An 18,156-nucleotide genomic window follows, 5' to 3' on the forward strand; every position below is an offset into this window, starting at 1 on the left:
AATTATTTAACAAATTCAAAATCAATGATTTAGGCATTTTACTACATCCAACACCTACAATCGACTTGAAACGTATATTGTTGACCTTTTATCCACTTCATTTACTGCCCATGTGCCGGGTTTTGTTTTTGGGGTAAAACTGCTTGTGGTTTAAATGGTTTGCCTTCAACGGTAATATTCCATCCGGTTTCGCGGGCGGCAAAGGTAAGCATATCTAACATTTGAACCGATTGTTGACTGGCTTTTTCTAAAAGTCCGCCTTGCCGGGCTTTAAGTTCTATGGTGTCGCGTGCTGATTTTTGCAATTTGGTCAAATCTTCCGGAGAAAATGAATTAAACAAGCCATTCGACACATCATAATATTGAATATCGGGGTCAATAGAAAGTATTTTAGGTGCTGGCATCCGGATGATATTAATAGTTTTGGTAGTATGGTCATAGTTCATAGCTACACTGTCTAAATCGTAGCCCACTGTTACTTTAGCTTTTACTTTTAGCAAGGCACTTTTTCTAAATCCGGGTAAATCGTAACTATAAAAATCGCGGTAGGTTACCACATCGGCAAACTCGCCCTCGACCAATATTACTTTAAAAACGTTTTGTATGCGTTCAAGTATTACTTCGTGGTTATCTTTCACTACTACCGTTTCGCCTTTAAGCAAATTATCGCGCAGTTTAGAGTATCCCCAATAAATTGCCCCGCATATTATAGTAAAAAACAATAGGTTGAGTAGTACCTTAAACAGCATGTCTATAAAGCGGGTAGATGATGGCGGCTGATTGGTCATAAATAACAAACTACAATATTACTTTTTATAAAGGTTCGTTTATTTTTTAAGAATTGAATCGAATGAAAATTTATTGATGGCATTTAAAATTGGTTCTAAATAAGTTTTCATCCAATTAAAAAAACTTGTACGTTGCTTATCCGGAATTTTTTTAGTGAACTCCATAATTTGCCAGCAATTTTCGCGCAATTCATTAACAATATTCTCTGACAAACTGTAATCGTTTAAGGTTTGTTGTGCCGGCGTTGATAAATTAACATTTAACACCACATTAAAACTTTTATTTTGAAGTTCGCGAGCGCTGTTCCACCAAGCAGTAAATTGTGCCGACTTTTTTGCTATGGTTATTGGGTTCAGGTTAGTATCTGTTGCCTTTTGAAAAAGTTGTTGCCAATTTGCATTTAATAAATTGCCCGATGCCCCCTCGAATAAATTGTAAATTGCCCGCAAGTACAAACCTGCAAACATGGCAAGGGGCGAAACCTGCCAGCCCGAGTCGGTTTGGCTAAACAAGCCCGCAATGCGTTTAAATTGCTCAACGGGTAAACCCCAACCAACAAAATGAACTGACAAGCCTTGTAAATAGTTTTCGGCTGCCATAACCAAATGACCATTCGCCATACCGTAATGCTCATTTTGAGCCAACAATTTTGCGATTTGCCTGTGGTAGTCGGCATTTTCAAACAAGTGGCGATAAATGAGTTGCGCCTCTTGCATGGTTAGGTTAGCATAGGGGTTATCGGTATGGGCTTTGTTAGTTTTACTCACAATACAACACAAGAAAATAAATAATAGAATAGCAGCAATTAAATTGCCCCGAAAGTTAAAGCAATTTAATTAAAAATTAAACCAACAAGTAGTCAAAGACAAAATTTATTGCTCAATTATAGGCCAAAAGCCTTGGCAATAGGTTTCACGTAATCTAAACGTTCCCAGGCAAATGTTTCGTGTTTGCCATTTTTGCCCGGCGTGCGCCCCATGTGGCCATAGGCGGCGGTGGCCTCGTAAATTGGTGCTTTTAATTGTAAGCGTTTAACGATGGCATAAGGGCGTAAATCAAAAATTTTACTTAAAGTAGTGGCAATTTCGCTGTCAGATAAATTTATTTTAGCTGTACCGTAGGTGTTTACATATAAGCCAACGGGTTCGGCAACACCAATAGCATAGGCTACCTGCACTAAGGCTTGGTCGGCAACGCCGGCGGCTACCAAATTTTTAGCTATATGGCGCATTGCATAAGCCGCCGAGCGGTCAACTTTTGAAGGGTCTTTGCCCGAAAAAGCGCCGCCACCATGTGCGCCGCGGCCACCATAGGTATCAACAATAATTTTACGACCTGTTAAGCCGGTATCGCCATGCGGGCCACCAATTACAAATTTGCCGGTTGGATTTACGTAGTAGCGCACTTTATTAGTAAACAATTTTTGAACCCGTTCGGGCAGCAATGCTTTTACACGCGGAATAAGGTGTGTTTTCACATCGGCAGTAATTTGTTTAAGCATTGCGGTATCGGCTGCGGCTTGGGTGCGGCTATTTCCGATTTAATAAAATCGTCGTGCTGGGTTGAAATTACAATCGTATCGAGGCGTATGGGCTGGTGTTGGTCATTATACTCAACGGTAACTTGCGATTTTGCATCGGGGCGCAAATACGTCATAACTTTTCCTTCGCGGCGTATAGCGGCTAACTCGCGCAGTAATAAATGCGACAGTTCAACGGTAAGGGGCATATAATGGTCGGTTTCGTTACAAGCGTAGCCAAACATCATGCCTTGGTCGCCGGCACCTTGAGCTTCCTCGTTACTGCGTTCTACCCCACGGTTAATATCGGCTGATTGTTCGTGGAGGGCGCTTATTATACCACACGAAACTGCATCGAACTGGTACTCCGATTTTGTGTAGCCTATGCGGTTAATAGTACGGCGGGCAATACTTTGTATATCAACGTAGGCTTTACTTTTTACCTCGCCGGCAATAACCACTAATCCGGTAGTAACTAAAACTTCGCAGGCCACCTTCGATTCGGGGTCTTGTCGTAAAAATTCATCTAAAATTGCATCCGAAATTTGATCGGCAACTTTGTCGGGGTGTCCTTCCGATACTGACTCGGATGTAAAAACGTAGGCCATGTAGGGTGATATTTATAAAAAAGATTAATAAATTGAGAACAAAAAAAATATACTACCACTATGGTATAACCAAAATGGCGCACAAAGATACAACACGCGCGGTTTAATCCGGATGCTAAATTAGTTTTGTTCACTAACTTAGTATCTCTAATACCTAATAGCTTTAACGCCTATTAAACTCGAGTTTGGTGCGTAGGCGTTGTAGTCGGCAATTGTTACGTTTTTATCCAAATTAATATCTCCGGATAAATATTGATTTACAGCCGAGCTTTGCTGTGCATAAATATTAAAATCGGCAATAGTTATTACGCCATCTGCATTAATATCGCCGCAAAACATAAGGCCTTTACCACCCGTAATAAATAATTGGTTTACTCCCATTACGTTGTTGGCAACTGTTAAGTCTATTGGCGCTATTAAAGGCACCGAGTAGGCATTTTTACTAATAACAGCTAAATGATTTCGGGATCTGACCGCTACAAAATACTCATTTCCGGATATTAGGTTATTGAATACCGCGCCTTCTTGTCCATCTGTATCTATCACTACGCCGTCATTTCGCAAAAATGCGGCTCTTCTTTCGACAGATACTGTATCACTTTTTCTAAAAACTTCTAACAAAACCCAATCGGTTACATTAGCAGGAATAGTGGCCACATTTTCGGTTCCGGTATAATCCCACGGGGTTTTATTAAAAGGTTGCGCCAATGGTATTAAGTTTGCATTGTTTAGCAGCGTTGACATAGTGCCTGCCCCTGTGTTGTAGGGGCCTTGCAGCAAAGCGTTTACTTTTATAGTAAAAGGTTGTGGTATAGGTAAAACTACAAAATCCCAAATACCGCGACCGTAAGTGCCAAAACGTACGGTTTTAATAGCGGGTATATACTCAACCGTCCAGTAAGTTTGAAGGGGTGCGCCAAGTCCACTCATATCATACCATTCGTTTTCGGCTACTACATATACATAGGGGCCGGCTTCGGTGGCGGCAAATAGCAAGGTTTCGTCATCATTGCCTGTTAGCTGAAAGACGAGGGTTGATGGCAAGCCCGAGCTAATATCGGTAAAGGTTTCGCCATTGTTATAACTAACCCATGCGGGGGCATTGCTGTAACCGCTTCCGCCAATATACACAGTGCCCAAAGTAGTTTTTGAGGGATAAATGGTGGCTCCATAAAAATAATGTGCGCCCAGCCCCGTTAAAGTAGTGCTTTCCGTCCAGGTAACGCCTTTATTGGTCGAGTAAAAAAAGTGACCGTTATCGGTTAATACATACCAATGGTTTTTGTTTATTGTTGAATAAGACATTGCCGATATATGACCCCCTTCGCTTTGATCCTCAAAATCGTAGCCTAACTCGGTGGGATTAATACTGCCGCCGGTAGCATCTAATTTTATCATACGCGAGCCGCCGCCGCCTAAGTTCCCACCTGCCAAATAGGCAATGGCCGGGTTAAATGGGTCGGCCATAAGAGGTGGAATCCAAAAATAATTGGCCCCGTTAAAATCCCATCCGGCTGTTGAGTTGCTGTTGTGGGGCGAGGCGTAATAATCGGTAAATCCGGGGTAATTCATCCAAATACTGTTGCCATTGTTTGACGATACAATATGGCCATAATCGCCCGAAATAACTTGTTCAAACGGTTCAGTTCCAATACCGTCGTCAGTAATAGTGCGTTGAAAGCCTTGGTCTTGCGTACCTACATATACGCGGGATGGGAAAACTTTGTTAGTGTAAACCGAGTAATATTGGCCAACATTTAAACCCAACATACCAATATTAGTAACAGTTTGCAAATTGTCGGAGCTAATATTAAGTCCGCCATGATTACTAATAAGAATAAATTCGCTGTTACCGTTTTTAAAACTTTTAATGTGCATCATGTCGGCATGAAGTTTGCCTTCTACATTGCCGTAGTATTCCCACCACTCGTTTACTAGTGTCCAGTTTGCGCCAGCGTCGTAACTTCTATAACAGTTTACGCCACCTAAATATAAGTAGTCGGCGGTTTTGCTTGATGAAGACATGCCGCACCAGGTACCTACCGGAGCATTGCCTTTAAACGTCCAATTTACGCCAAAGTCGGTAGAGCGGTAAATTTTTTCGTTGCTATATAAATTTAAAATAGTGGTTGCCCCTTGCTGAAAACCTGCTAAATAGACGGTAGCACCCGCGGGTAAACTGCTTCCGGAGGAAAGCACGGTTAAAGTAGAACTTCCGGATATTATTTTTGATAATTTTTGGCTGTTTTCGATAACATACAAAGTCGAGTCGTTGGGTAGCGCATAAATATCGGCGTTGCCTTGCGTTCCGGATATAGCAGCTATTTGGGTATAATTTTGCCCTTGGTCGGTACTTTTGTAAATGGTAGTTATTTCAACCCAATTTACATAATCCCATTCCTGACAAAGCAAATAAATGGTGCGGTTTGCATTGTTAAGTACCAACCCTTTTTTTATAAATCCCCAAGCTTGTGGACCAGCTAAACCAGTTGCTTCAGTAAAAGTAATGCCATTATCGCCCGAGCGGTATGCGTGGGCACCGCGATTGGCAACCATATATTTGGTAGCATTGTGCATAAACACATCAAACAAGCCCCAGTCGAAGCGCAATTTATCGTTTATGGGTGCCCAGTTTGTACCATCTAAATTACCTTTAAAAATAGTGCCGCCTGCTCCTATGGTATAAACTTGACTTGATTGCTGGGGGTCAAGGTCGGTAGGGCCAACGCTTCCGGCATTGTTGCTGCTGCCGCGCTCGTTCCAATTGCCATATAAATTGCCGTTTGCCAATAGCTCGTTGCCCCCTCGCGATTTACCTTCGGTGCGGTTGCGCAGCCATTCGCCATATTTGTTCCATTGTGTTTCGGCTTCAATTGTTTGCCATTTGGTATTTGGGTCGGCGCGGTGCATTTGCTCAAACCACTGCTGGCGCTTTTGTTTGTTGTCGCCATCTTCTTCGGCTTCGGTGCGCACAATGGTGCCACCATCGGTAGGAGGGCGATTTTGGTGCGACAATAATAATGAGGCTGCGTTGTAAAAATGGGTGGCAATAAAAAAGCATCCGGAGGCAAGTAAGGCAACTGCAGAAGCTATTAAAATAGGTGTGAGTATTGGGTTTTTCATAAAAATATTGATTGTAGTTAATTGGCTCGTGAATAAAATGCTAAGGTACGTTATTTTTCTAAAAAGAACTTAAGAAATAATTTGTTCTGTTTTGTTTGATGAATTATGCCAGCATAGTTATGAAAAGTGCAAAAGATATAATAACCATGATTTAAATTGTAAGCTCATAATGTAATTTTGCCTGCCAAATAATGAAAAATATCAAAAACATCAGGTAAAATTTGTCCGGAAACCATATTTGCCCTAACTTTGAGGCGCGGTTTACAAATGAGGGTAATTTTAAAGCCCCATTTCCTCAGTTTTCCTGCCTTAGCTCAGTAGGTAGAGCGTCAGATTGTGGTTCTGAATGTCGCCGGTTCGATCCCTGCAGGCAGGACAAATTTTTTGTGAAAAATTTATTTTAGGTATTACAGGTATTATGTTTTTAAACACATAATGCCTGTTTTTTTATGTACTGTTACTGCTTTTTGACTGGGATGATTTACCCCCACAATAAGGGCAAAAATAGGTTGAGTTTATTTTTAACTGTCAGACAATATCCTTTTAAGAAATTATTGAGCTAATTAGCAGATAATTATTGATTAGTTTGGTTGTAGTTTTGTAATTTTATGCCTTCAAGCAAAAAAGAGCAAATAAAAAAACCAAAATCAATTCCTATGCGCGTTTTTATACTAATTTTATTTCTATTGACTCCGGTAGCAATTAACGCTCAAATATATATTAACGAAATATCTCCTACAAATTTAAATGCCAACCCCGATCAAGATGGAGATTATCCTGATTGGATAGAGTTATACAATGCGGGGGCATCAGCAGTAAATTTATCCGGATATAAAATTAGCGATGACGATGAGCCTAAATGGTCCTTGCCAGGTTATAGTTTGCCGGCAAATAGTCGTGCAACAATATTTTGCTCGGGTAAAAATCGCCCTGCCCCGCCACTCCCCGGCCCAAGTGTAAACCACTGGGAAACTGTTTTTAAAGATAACCACAGTTTTAAATACTTAGTGCCTACAAGCCCGGTGCCGGCAACCTGGAAAACCATAGGCTTTGCCGATGGTAGTTGGCAAACGGGTAACAGCGGCTTTGGCTATGGCGATGGCGATGACAACACAACCGTGCCAAGCGGCACCATCAGTGTTTACCTACGAAAAACATTTAACGTTATAGACAAAACAAAATTAGTACAGGCAATTTTATCTGTCGATTATGACGATGGTTTTGTAGCCTATTTAAACGGCACCGAAATTTATCGGAGCGAAGGTATGAACGGCAATATATCGTACATTACCACCTGCGATATTGACCACGAAGCAGCACTTTATGCCGGCGATTTGCCTTTCCAAATTAATATTGACCCCACAGCATGGGATACTTTGCTGGTAAATGGCACTAACGTAATAGCCATATCTGTGCATAATTTTAACAGCACTTCAACCGATTTAACGATGCGCCCATTTTTACACGTAGGCATTTCGGATGGCAGCACGCTTTATAGTAGTAATCCTACATGGTTTCATGGGCCAGGTATTATACCCACCCAATGGCATACAAATTTTAAACTCGATGCTACCGAAAAATTAGTTCTTTGGGATAATACCGGTACCGTCATAGACTCCATAACTTATGGCAAAATAGAAGCCGGTCATGTAAGGGCAAGAATTCCGGACGGTGGAGGCTGGTGTTACAGCAGTACACCCACTCATTTAGCCAGCAATACTGGCACTTGTTACCCTGGGTATTCGGCTCAACCTACATTTAGCCCCGATGCCGGATTTTACACCTCCGCACAAAACATTAGCATTTCGGCAAATGCAGGGGCAACCATCCGGTACACTACTAATGGCAGTTATCCCTCTGGCTCCTCGTCAATTTATGCCACGCCTATAAACGTAACAACCAATAAAATAATAAAAGCACGTGCCTACGAAACAGGTAAATTGCCCAGCCCAATTAGTTTTGCCTCTATTTTTATAGGCCAAACTACGCAATTACCGGTTATATCTATAAGTGCACCCAATACCGATTTGTTTAACGATGGCGGTGGCGGCCCCGGTATTTACGACAACACCCCTTATGGCGGCGGACTCGAACCTATTCTATGCCATTTAGAATATTTTGGAGCCAATAAAAACCGGATTTTTGCCCACCCTACCGGCATAGCAGTTGCCGGAAACTACTCGACCACCTTTCCACAAAAAGGTCTTCAGTTTACAAACGACGAAGAATTTAATAGTCCTGATAATTTTGATTATCCAGTTTTTGGCCAGGACAAACCCTATATAGAGCGCTACCACTCATTTAGGCTGCGTAACGGCGATAACGACTACTACCGCGCTCGTATGCGCGATGTGATTGTAAACCGGATGGCTTTATACGGACATGCCACCGCCGCCGGATATGTAAACGTATCCTCGTTTATAAATGGTGCCTACTGGGGGCATTATACCGCCCGCGAACGCTTAGACCGCTATTTTTTACGCGATAATTACGGCATGGACCCCGACGAAGTGGACATGGTAAAATGCCACGTTGGTTCTTACTCGGCCGAGGCCGGTAATATGCGCGAATATAATAGCCTATATGAATTTTTGCTGACCAACAATATGGCAAACGCCAGTAACTACGCCCTGGCAAAAGAAAAAATCAATATAGAAAACTGGGTTGATTATATGATAACCGAAATTTATTTTGCTAATCACGACTGGATACCCATGTACCACAATAATATGCGTTGTTTTAGAGAGCGTAAACCTAACGCAAAATGGAATTATTTGCTTTGGGACTGCGCATTCTCGCAAGATAACGGCGGCCAAAGTTGCACCGGTTGCGATGTATTGAATATTGTGCTAACTAATAACAGTACCCGACTTGGGCAAATGTTTAACAGCTTAATAGATAATACCGAGTTTAAAAACTATTTTATTAACCGTTTTGCCGATGTTATGAACTACGTGTACTCGCATCAACGTATTATGACTTGTATTGACGAAAATACCGATGCTATGATTAGCGAAATGGACGCACACGGTGCAAGGTGGAACACCAATAATGCCGCCGCTGTTTTAAATGAAGTGCAATACATCAAAGATTTTCATCAAAATAGGAAAGCAGCACAACGCAACCAAATTGTAAACAATTTTAATTTACCCAAACAGGTTACCATTACTATTCAAGCAAATCCGGATGAAGCGGGTTATGTTAAAATCTCCACTATTATACCAACTCAGCAGCCTTGGGCAGGTTTTTATTTTGATGGCGTGCCGATAACCTTTGTAGCGGTAGCCAACCCCGGATACCAATTTACAAATTGGTCGGCAAACGGCTTTATAGACGATGTAAACAACCGTATATTTACCAACACTATAACAGCTAATACCACTTTTACCGCCAATTTTACAGGCAGCGCCATTCCTAATCCGGTAGTTATTTCGGAATTAAATTTTAACAGCGACAGTACGCGCTCGGCAGGTGACTGGTTAGAACTGCACAACCCATCGAGTGTATATATTGACGTAAGCGACTGGATGCTAAAAGATGAAAAATGGTATAATCGTTTTGTAATTCCGGGCGGAACTATAATACCTCCGGGTGGCTATTTAGTATTGGCCGAAGATTTAACCAAATTCTCGGCACAGCACCCCACTATTACCAATGTAGTAGGTATGTTCGATTTTGATTTCAGCAACAAAGGCGAGCAGTTGTACGTGATGAACTTTTTGGGCGATACTATTATTAACCTGATTTACAACGATGCAATGCCCTGGCCCCCGGCCGCTGACGGTTATGGCACAACGATGGAACGAGTTTTTCCGGTACTTGACCATAATTTGCCTGCCGCATGGTTTGATGGTTGCACCTCGGGCTCGCCCGGAACAGCCTTTTTCCCTTGTCCAGAACAGGTAATTTTTAACGAAATTAACTATAAATCGCCTGCTACCCCCGATGCCAGCGACTGGATTGAACTTTACAACCGTAGTGGCACCCCTGTTGATATTTCGGGGTGGAAATTTGCCGATGAAGACAATGACGCAGAGTACGTTATTCCATCCGGAACCATTTTGCCGGCCAATGGCTTTTTAGCAATTTACAGCAATTTAACCAAGTTTGATGGTGTGCATCCGGGAATAAACAACAAATCCGGACCATTTAATTTTGGACTTAGCGGCGATGGCGAGGTAATACGCCTTTACGATGCCTCGGGCAAATTATACCTGACCATGTTTTATAACGATACCGCGCCTTGGCCAATAACCCCCGATGGACAAGGGCCAACCCTTGAGTTGCGCGCCTCTAATTACCACCTTAACGATGGCAACAGTTGGGCGGCAAGTTGTGGATATGGTACGCCCGGCGCCGTAAACGATGCCGAGCAATTTAACAGTATTCCTATTTACGGCGAGCTTGACCCCTGCGGCAACGGCGCTTATTTGTATAATATAGACCCCATTGCCGGCGCAACTTATAATTGGTACGCCGTAGGTGGCACCGTTGTACAAGGGCAGGGTACAAATAAAGTGGTAGTACAATGGAACAATGGACAAACAGGCCAAATAAATGTAATTATTGGTTTGCCGTAGCGTAGTTAAAACCTGCCTTGCGTATTTACATTCAATTTGGAGAGAGGTTCACAAAGGAGAGAGGTTTTAAAAGCAAAAACGCTACGGCTATCTTAATCTTTTGCAAATAGTTTGGAAACTTTGGCTATTTGTTTTTGCACAAATCTAAGCAATCCCGAAGGGATATTATGTTTATAGAAAACCAAAATTACATAGGGTTCGACCCAAACAGGGTCGCATAAAACCCAATACAAGCCGTTCTATAAACGTTTGAACCCTTTGGGTTCTTAACGGTGGAAATAGTGTGGCAACTTAGGCTATTTGTTTTTGCACAAATCTAACCAATCCCGAAGGGATATTGTGTTTATAGAAAACCCAATACATAAATAGTTCGACCCCAACGAGGTCGCATAAAAACCCAAGACAACCCATTCTATAAACCTTTGAACCCTTGGGGTTCTAAGCGGTGGAAATAGTGTAACAACTTAGGCTATTTGTTTTTGAGCAAACTACACATAACCAAAAAATAAATTTATATATTTGAGCAAAAAACGGCAATAAAATTTTGTTTGCTGATAATAAAAATTATTAAATTGGTGGCAGATTTAAACAACCAATTTTTTCATCCATAAAAATAGTATAAAATGAAACATGTTGTTAAAAATTTTAATTTAGGGGGGGGGTAATATATTGCCTTATTGTTATGTTTAACTTAGTGCTATACCCCAATTTAAAAACCTATGCCCAACAAGACCCTTTTAACCAACCCAATGGCGTTTATTTGGTAAAACTGCAAACGCAAAGCAGCAAAACCGCTATTACAACTAAGTTTTTACACCTAAATTAATTTTATTAACCATTTGTAGCATTAGCCCAAAAATAATTGGGCTAATGCTATTGTTTTATTTGTATGAATTTTTTTTTTATAGTAACAATATTATTGCTTTTAGCCCCAAGCATTTGCGCCCAAACTACTGCTTATATTCCTATACTAAATCCTTCATTGGAAGATAGTACGCTTACACCTGGTTTTACTAAAACGAATCACACACCCCCTTATTGGCATATTTGTTTTGGCACCCCCGATTTAACATATCGCGCTCCCCAACATAAACATCAACCTACCGATGGGCATAATTATGTAGCCTTAATTGATAATGTCCCATCTTCTTACGGACCGCACGGCGAGGCGTTTGGGCAAAAACTAATTTGCCCCACCCTGCCCTTTAAACAACATTTTTTAACCGTTGATACCAAAGATATTGCGAAACCATTTGGCACCTACCAAGGCATTTACCAAATTTGGTTGGGTGTAGATAGTTGTGCTTTGGATACCCTTGTTTACGAACAATTGACCCATAGCGAATGGAAAAAAGATACCATTGTTTTTACCCCTTTTAAATCGTATAACTACCTTAGTTTTTTAATTAAAGAAATAAAAGAAAATGAGCCTGCTGCTGTTTTTGTTGATAATTTTTCGCCATATATTAGCATCAACAATGCCAACGCCATAGCTGCCAAGGTTAGCAGCCCGTATATTTGCGCTAATGAGTGTACTAATTTATACGCTTGGGTGCGCGATACCTATATGCCCTACACCCTAACCTGGTATAACAGCGACAGCAGTTTTATAAGCACCCAACCCAACCCGCAAGTATGCCCCACCCAAACTACCACCTATTACCTTACTGTTGATGGCTGTTCGTGGTTACTTAAAGATAGTGTTACCGTTTTAGTAAAACCCCAACCCTGCCAGCCCTACACCGACACCACCACTTTACCACCCATAAAAGGCACAACCAAACCCAAAAAAATCCGCCCCCTTGCCCTGCCCACCGCGTTTAGCCCCAATAACGACGGCATCAACGACCGCTTTACCCTACCGCAAAACCAGGCAATAACCCAAGCGCAGCTAATTGTCTATAACCGTTACGGACAGCGTGTTTTTAACGGAAATGCCTTTGATGGCTGGAGCGGCACTTTGCCCAACAACACCCCCGCACCCGTTGGCGTGTATGTATATATGTTCAGCTACACCAACCCTTTATCCGGATTAACCGAAACGCAAAAAGGAAATATTACGCTGTTGCGGTAAACTAAATATTACTTACACTTTTGGTATGGCATTATTATCCGGAAGTTTAATAAACAAGGTAGCCACAGCACCTAATAATAGCGAACACCCCGATAAAACCATGTATAAAATAGTGCTATCGCCAATAATGTGATTAAAAATAAATTTACTGCCCAATGCTGCTATAATTTGTGGGATACAAATAAAAGCATTAAACAACCCCATGTAAATACCCATTTTTTGCGAAGGTACCGCACTTGACAACATGGCATAAGGCATTGATAAAATACTAGCCCATGCTATACCAATACCGGCATACGATAGGTGCAATAAATCCGGATTTTTTATAACAAACATAGATGCAAAGCCTAAGCCCCCTGCCGTCAAACTAAGTGCGTGTAATAATTTACGGTTCACCTGCATCTGGCTCGATATAACCACCATTACCAAGGCAAATGCCGTTGAAACAAGGCCATAAGTGCCCATATATCCGCCGGCCTTTAACAGGGCATCTTTGTATTGTTGCGAGTTATGGTCAGTAAACCCAAACACATGTTCGGTAATGGCAATAGTGGCGTACGTCCACATAATAAAAAAAGCAAACCACGAAAAAAACTGTACCCAACCCAACTGCTTCATTACGCTGGGCATTCCTTTAATACTATTAAAAATATTGACAAAAATATGCCCGATACCCTTGTTTTGGGCTTTTTGGCTTTTAAAAGCGACCATATCTTCGGGGGGGTATTCGTTGCTGGTAAATATTGTCCACAAAATAGAACTCATAAAAACGGCTGCTCCAAGATAAAAAGCGTACTTCACTGCATTTGGCACTATACCCGGCGCCGACTGGTTGCTAACACCCATGCTCTCTAAAAATTGGGGCAACTGGCTGGCCACCCAAGTACCAACACCAATAATTAAGGTCTGCGTTATAAAGCCATAAGTGCGTTGTTCATCGGGCAGTTTATCGGCTACAAACGCCCTAAACGGCTCCATGCTAATATTCATTGAGGCATCTAACAGGCAAAGGCTACCAACGGCCACCCAAACGGCAGGCGAGTTGGGCATTAGGCAAAGTGCTATGCACGATAAAATAGCACCGGCCAAAAAATACGGTCTGCGGCGGCCAAGTACTGGGTGCCAGGTATTGTCGCTTAAATGGCCTACAATGGGCTGAACTAATAAGCCAGTAAGCGGGGCAACAATCCAAAACAAAGGAATGTCGTCTTTATTTGCCCCCAATGTTTGAAAAATTGGCGACACAAACCCTCCTTGAAGGGCAAACCCAAACTGAATGCCTACAAAGCCAAAGCTCATGTTCCAAATGTCTATAAAGGAGAGTTTGCGTTTTGACATACAATATATTATTATTTTACAAATTATTTATTACATTTATAATGGTTTGTTAATTTGATAACGCACCATATCAATAGTTGTGGGTTGTAGCTGCATGGCCTCTCCAGAAGGTTGGCCTGCCTTTGCCCGTTTGGTACTCATATACGCCTGCCCATTTGACCACGAAAGGGCTATAATTTTTCCGGATGTATTGGCCGGTATTTGATTAAATACAACCGTATTTTTATTTTTACCTTGCAAATGTCTTGCCATTACCAATTCAACATCGTCGGCAATAAAATAAACGGCAATTTGTTTAAATGTTTCGTTTGGTTTAATTTGTACCGTAACTGGGTCATAAGGCGGTTCGATGGGGCAAAATAAACCCGTCCAACCCATTTTATAGGTCGAATAACAAATATGTGTAAAAGATTGCCTACCGGTTTTAAGTGCTTGGTTTTCAATCATTTGTACGGCTACCGCTTTTTTTAATAAATGCGCATTAGTGTAAAATTGTGCGCGTTCAAGACTGGTTGTCCAAAGCAAATCGGTAAGAGCGGTTGGGCTATTTAAATCAATTCCATAAGGTTTAGGGTCAAACGGGGCGCTTAGGTTTTGTTGGGCAAAATGGGCAAAAGTTTCGGCGGCTTTGTAACAAAGTTCGTCATTTTCCTGACTTAAATTGGGGTTATTTTTGCGGATCCGGTTAAAAAAACGCGATACTTTGTAGTCGGCATCTGCTAAACTTTTTTCAGCCATATAAATATTTACAATATCTGGCAGGTATTGTTGCGTTTGTGTGTTTAATGTTGCCGCAGTTTGTATTCGATAACCAAATTCGCGGGTAGCAATATGGGTATTTTTCCAGCCATTGCGGCGCAATTTATGCAATAAATCGGCGGGTAAACTTGGCGTTGCCGCTGTTGTATCATCGGGTAAAGGTATTAAATTAGGTGCTATGGCTATTAGCTCGTTGTGGGTGGCATAATTGGTATTGCCCCAATCAAAATTACCATTTATTCCCGGTTTGCCGTAATAAAACACACAGCCTGTAGGTGTTTGCGGTGTTGTTACCTCTATTAATATGCTTTTGCCGGGGGCTAAGGTCAGTTCTTGCCCATTTTCAAGCAGTGCAGCCGATATATAAACCGCACCTGCAAATTGCATTGGCTGCATATTGGCGGGGCGCGATAAATTGCTTGTCAAGAGTTGCGTTTTATTGCTTACCAATTTAATAGCTGCCACAAATGGCGATTGTACCATCTTTTTGTCTTGGGTAATAAAAGCATCATCCGGAATTACAAGCGTTAATCCTTCGTTGTCAGGCGAACTTATAATGGCAGGCTCGTTTGGGTTCTCGACCAAAAAAAACTTTGTTTGAGGCGCAAGTGCCTGATATAAATTGGCTAAGGGGCCTGTAAACTCATAATCATTAATAATGTTATTGGCAATACTATCCTTTTGTATTTCTTTGGCAAAATAAGTGTTTACAAATTTTGCCAAACTATCGGGTAGCGGGGTAAGTTTTGCTATACTTGTTTCGCTCAAAGTGTCGGCACAATCTGCCTCGCCCGAAACGGCTTGCAAGGCGGCGTTGTCAGTGCGGGTCGGGTCGGCAAAAAAAGGCCAGCCTTGTTTGCGGCCATATAATGATACCGCAACCAAAATTAACGAAAAGATGAAAAATAGAAAAGCAGCCCGCATAATGGGGCAAAAATACTACCTTAATTTTGTAAATAGGTCTTTTAGCGCGCGAACTTAAAAATATTAGATTAGGCAAAGTGCGATTCAAGTTTAATTAATCCGGATAAATTTTAAGCCCCACGCCAACAAATTAACAAACAGCTTTTTATTCCGGATATTTTTTATCAAATCTGCAAAGTTCCAGCCATCATGCTCCTTTTGTTTCTTTTTACAGACTAACCAAAATCACAAACTACAATGATACAATATTGGATAAAACTGCTAAGTTTTTTTTACTTTTGCATCGCTTGAAAAATCAAATGCCACTACCCCACCCCACTACATTGCCTGCTTCCATGAAAATATCGATTGTAATTGTTAACTACAATGTTTGCTATTTTTTAGAGCAAGTACTGTGGTCAATTAGGCGGGCTGCCGCAGAATTTCCAAACGATATTGAGGTTATTGTTATTGACAACGCATCAACTGATGGGTCGGTAACTTATTTACAACCCATTTTTCGCGAAGTAAATTTTATTGCCAACAGCGTAAATTCGGGATTTTCGGTAGCAAATAATCAAGGGATAGCCTTGGCCAAGGGCAATTTTATTTTGCTGTTAAACCCCGACACCGTTTTAAATGAAAACACTTTAAAGGCATGTTTAGAATTTATGGACGCTCACCCAAAAGCTGGTGCGCTTGGTATCCGGATGATTGACGGCACGGGCTGCCTTCTGCCCGAATCAAAACGCGGCCTTCCTACGCCCTGGGTATCGTTTTGCAAATTATTGGGTTTAAGCAGTATGTTTCCTAAATCGAAATGGTTAAACGGTTATTATTTAGGGCATTTAAGCTACCAACAAACACACGCAATTGAGGTATTATCGGGGGCATTTATGTTTATACGCAAAGAAGCATTGGCGCAAACAGGTGGTTTTGACGAGCAGTTTTTTATGTATGGCGAAGATATTGACTTGTCGTACAGGCTTTTACTTTCCGGATGGAAAAATTATTACTTGCACACTCCGCCAATCATTCATTATAAAGGCGAAAGTACCAAAAAAGGCAGTTTAAATTACGTGCGCCTGTTTTACAGGGCAATGATGTTATTTGCCAATAAACATTTTGCCAATAAGCAGTCGAAAATTTTTAATTTTTTTATCAACGCGGCTGTTTATGGCAGTGCAGGCGTAGCAATATTTATTAGGCTATTGCAGCGTTTAGCTCCGTTTGCCCTTGATATTTCCCTTATTTACGGGGGGCTTTATTTTATTAAAGGATATTGGCAAAATACGGTTAAAATTGCCGAAAAAATTACTTACCTACCACAACACATGCTAATTAATGCGCCTATGTATGTAATAATATGGCTGCTAAGTGTATTTTTTAGCGGTGGTTACGATACCCCATGGCGGGCGTGGCGAACCGTGCGGGGTTTATTGGTCGGAACGGTAGCCATATCGGCAATTTATGGTTTTTTGCCCGAAACGCTGCGCTCGTCACGGGCAATGATTGTGTTGGGCATGGGCTGGGCGGTGGTTGCCATGTTGGGCTGGCGATGGCTAATAGGTTACGCCGGAGCCAAAGGGTTTGCGCAAAACACCCAAGCAAAAAACAGATTGGTAGTAGTTGGCAGCCTTGCCGAAGCGCAAAGGGCATTAAATTTATTACACGAAGCAGGGGCCGGCACCGATGTTGAAATATTGGGGTATTTACTTCCGGAGGAAGAAGATTCAATAACCACAAACAATATTCAACAACTAAATTTTGAAGCAACCGCAAATGATGATGACCTCAATCAAAACAAAAAATCCGGATATAATGCAAAAGCGGCAAACTCGCATTTCGGCCTGCCTTGCCTTGGAAGTTTACAACAATTACATCGGTTAGTTTCATTATACCGTCTTAACGAAATTATTTTTTGCGCCAAAGACGTAACATACAGCCAAATTATTGAAATTATGGAAAACATAAGCACCAATTTAGCTTATAAAACGCTTAGTCCAAATGGCAATGTATTGGTTGGCAGCAACTCAAAAAACACATCCGGAGATATTTATATAGCTGCAAAACGTTACAAACTTAATCAACCTCACCTTGTTCGCAACAAACGTTTATTTGATTTAGGTTTTGCTCTTTTATTATTAAGTTTATTTGCGCCCTTGGCTTTGTTTAACGGGCAAATACGTTTTTTATTTAAACAGGCGGTTAGTGTATTAAGTGGTAAAAAAACATGGGTAGGTTATGCTAATGCACTGCAACCAAGCATTTTACCCAAAATAAAACCGGGCGTTTTACCCTTGTGTAGCAACGAGCAATTAAACAATTTAAATACCGCAGCTAAAGCGCAGTGTAATACGCTTTATGCCCTCGATTATACCCCGCGCGAAGATTTTAGAATTATTTGGCGGTATATATTTCGGTAGTGCAACACACACATTAAACTGCAATACAAAGTATGCT

At 41.4% G+C, this 18,156-nt stretch carries 9 protein-coding genes, 1 tRNA gene and 1 pseudogene; 5 read left to right on the forward strand and 6 right to left on the reverse strand.

Annotated elements, in window-relative coordinates:
- Positions 1 to 101: 101 nt before the first annotated feature.
- The 4 genes and pseudogenes from IPI59_15185 to IPI59_15200 all read right to left on the reverse strand — a co-directional run bounded on the left by IPI59_15185 (position 102) and on the right by IPI59_15200 (position 6,039).
- Positions 102 to 788 carry a DUF4230 domain-containing protein gene (locus IPI59_15185; protein MBK7528841.1) on the reverse strand — a complete coding sequence of 229 codons (687 nt, stop codon included), beginning with the start codon at positions 786 to 788 and terminating at the stop codon, positions 102 to 104.
- Positions 789 to 827: 39 nt separating this feature from the next.
- The gene (locus IPI59_15190) at positions 828 to 1,556 is read right to left on the reverse strand and encodes a hypothetical protein (protein ID MBK7528842.1); all 729 of its coding nucleotides are present in this window, start codon (positions 1,554 to 1,556) and stop codon (positions 828 to 830) included.
- 116 nt (positions 1,557 to 1,672) lie between these two features.
- Positions 1,673 to 2,916, reverse strand: a pseudogene (locus IPI59_15195) (methionine adenosyltransferase).
- A gap of 147 nt (positions 2,917 to 3,063) precedes the next feature.
- Complete coding sequence (locus tag IPI59_15200; GenBank protein MBK7528843.1) at positions 3,064 to 6,039, reverse strand: hypothetical protein; 2,976 nt, start codon at positions 6,037 to 6,039, stop codon at positions 3,064 to 3,066.
- Between the two features lie 303 nt (positions 6,040 to 6,342).
- Between IPI59_15200 and IPI59_15205 the strand changes: the two genes are divergently transcribed.
- The 4 genes from IPI59_15205 to IPI59_15220 all read left to right on the forward strand — a co-directional run bounded on the left by IPI59_15205 (position 6,343) and on the right by IPI59_15220 (position 12,693).
- Positions 6,343 to 6,415: transfer RNA gene (locus IPI59_15205), tRNA-His, on the forward strand.
- Positions 6,416 to 6,695: 280 nt separating this feature from the next.
- A complete protein-coding gene (locus tag IPI59_15210; protein MBK7528844.1) occupies positions 6,696 to 10,619 on the forward strand; it encodes a lamin tail domain-containing protein in 3,924 nt (1,307 codons plus the stop codon).
- Positions 10,620 to 11,301: 682 nt separating this feature from the next.
- Complete coding sequence (locus IPI59_15215; GenBank protein ID MBK7528845.1) at positions 11,302 to 11,445, forward strand: hypothetical protein; 144 nt, start codon at positions 11,302 to 11,304, stop codon at positions 11,443 to 11,445.
- Positions 11,446 to 11,508: 63 nt separating this feature from the next.
- On the forward strand, positions 11,509 to 12,693 hold the full coding sequence (locus IPI59_15220; protein ID MBK7528846.1) for a gliding motility-associated C-terminal domain-containing protein: 1,185 nt from the start codon (positions 11,509 to 11,511) through the stop codon (positions 12,691 to 12,693).
- Between the two features lie 12 nt (positions 12,694 to 12,705).
- On the opposite strand, the gene IPI59_15225 is transcribed toward IPI59_15220, so the two are convergent.
- Positions 12,706 to 14,031 (reverse strand): MFS transporter, encoded by a 1,326-nt coding sequence (locus IPI59_15225; protein MBK7528847.1) that lies wholly within the window; start codon positions 14,029 to 14,031, stop codon positions 12,706 to 12,708.
- 36 nt (positions 14,032 to 14,067) lie between these two features.
- Positions 14,068 to 15,714, reverse strand: coding sequence for a hypothetical protein (locus IPI59_15230; protein MBK7528848.1), 1,647 nt, complete (start codon positions 15,712 to 15,714; stop codon positions 14,068 to 14,070).
- A 335-nt stretch (positions 15,715 to 16,049) separates the two neighbouring features.
- Between IPI59_15230 and IPI59_15235 the strand changes: the two genes are divergently transcribed.
- Positions 16,050 to 18,119 carry a glycosyltransferase gene (locus tag IPI59_15235; protein MBK7528849.1) on the forward strand — a complete coding sequence of 690 codons (2,070 nt, stop codon included), beginning with the start codon at positions 16,050 to 16,052 and terminating at the stop codon, positions 18,117 to 18,119.
- Positions 18,120 to 18,156 lie beyond the last annotated feature (37 nt).

It is taken from the genome of Sphingobacteriales bacterium, assembly GCA_016706405.1.
GTDB lineage: Bacteria > Bacteroidota > Bacteroidia > Chitinophagales > UBA2359 > BJ6.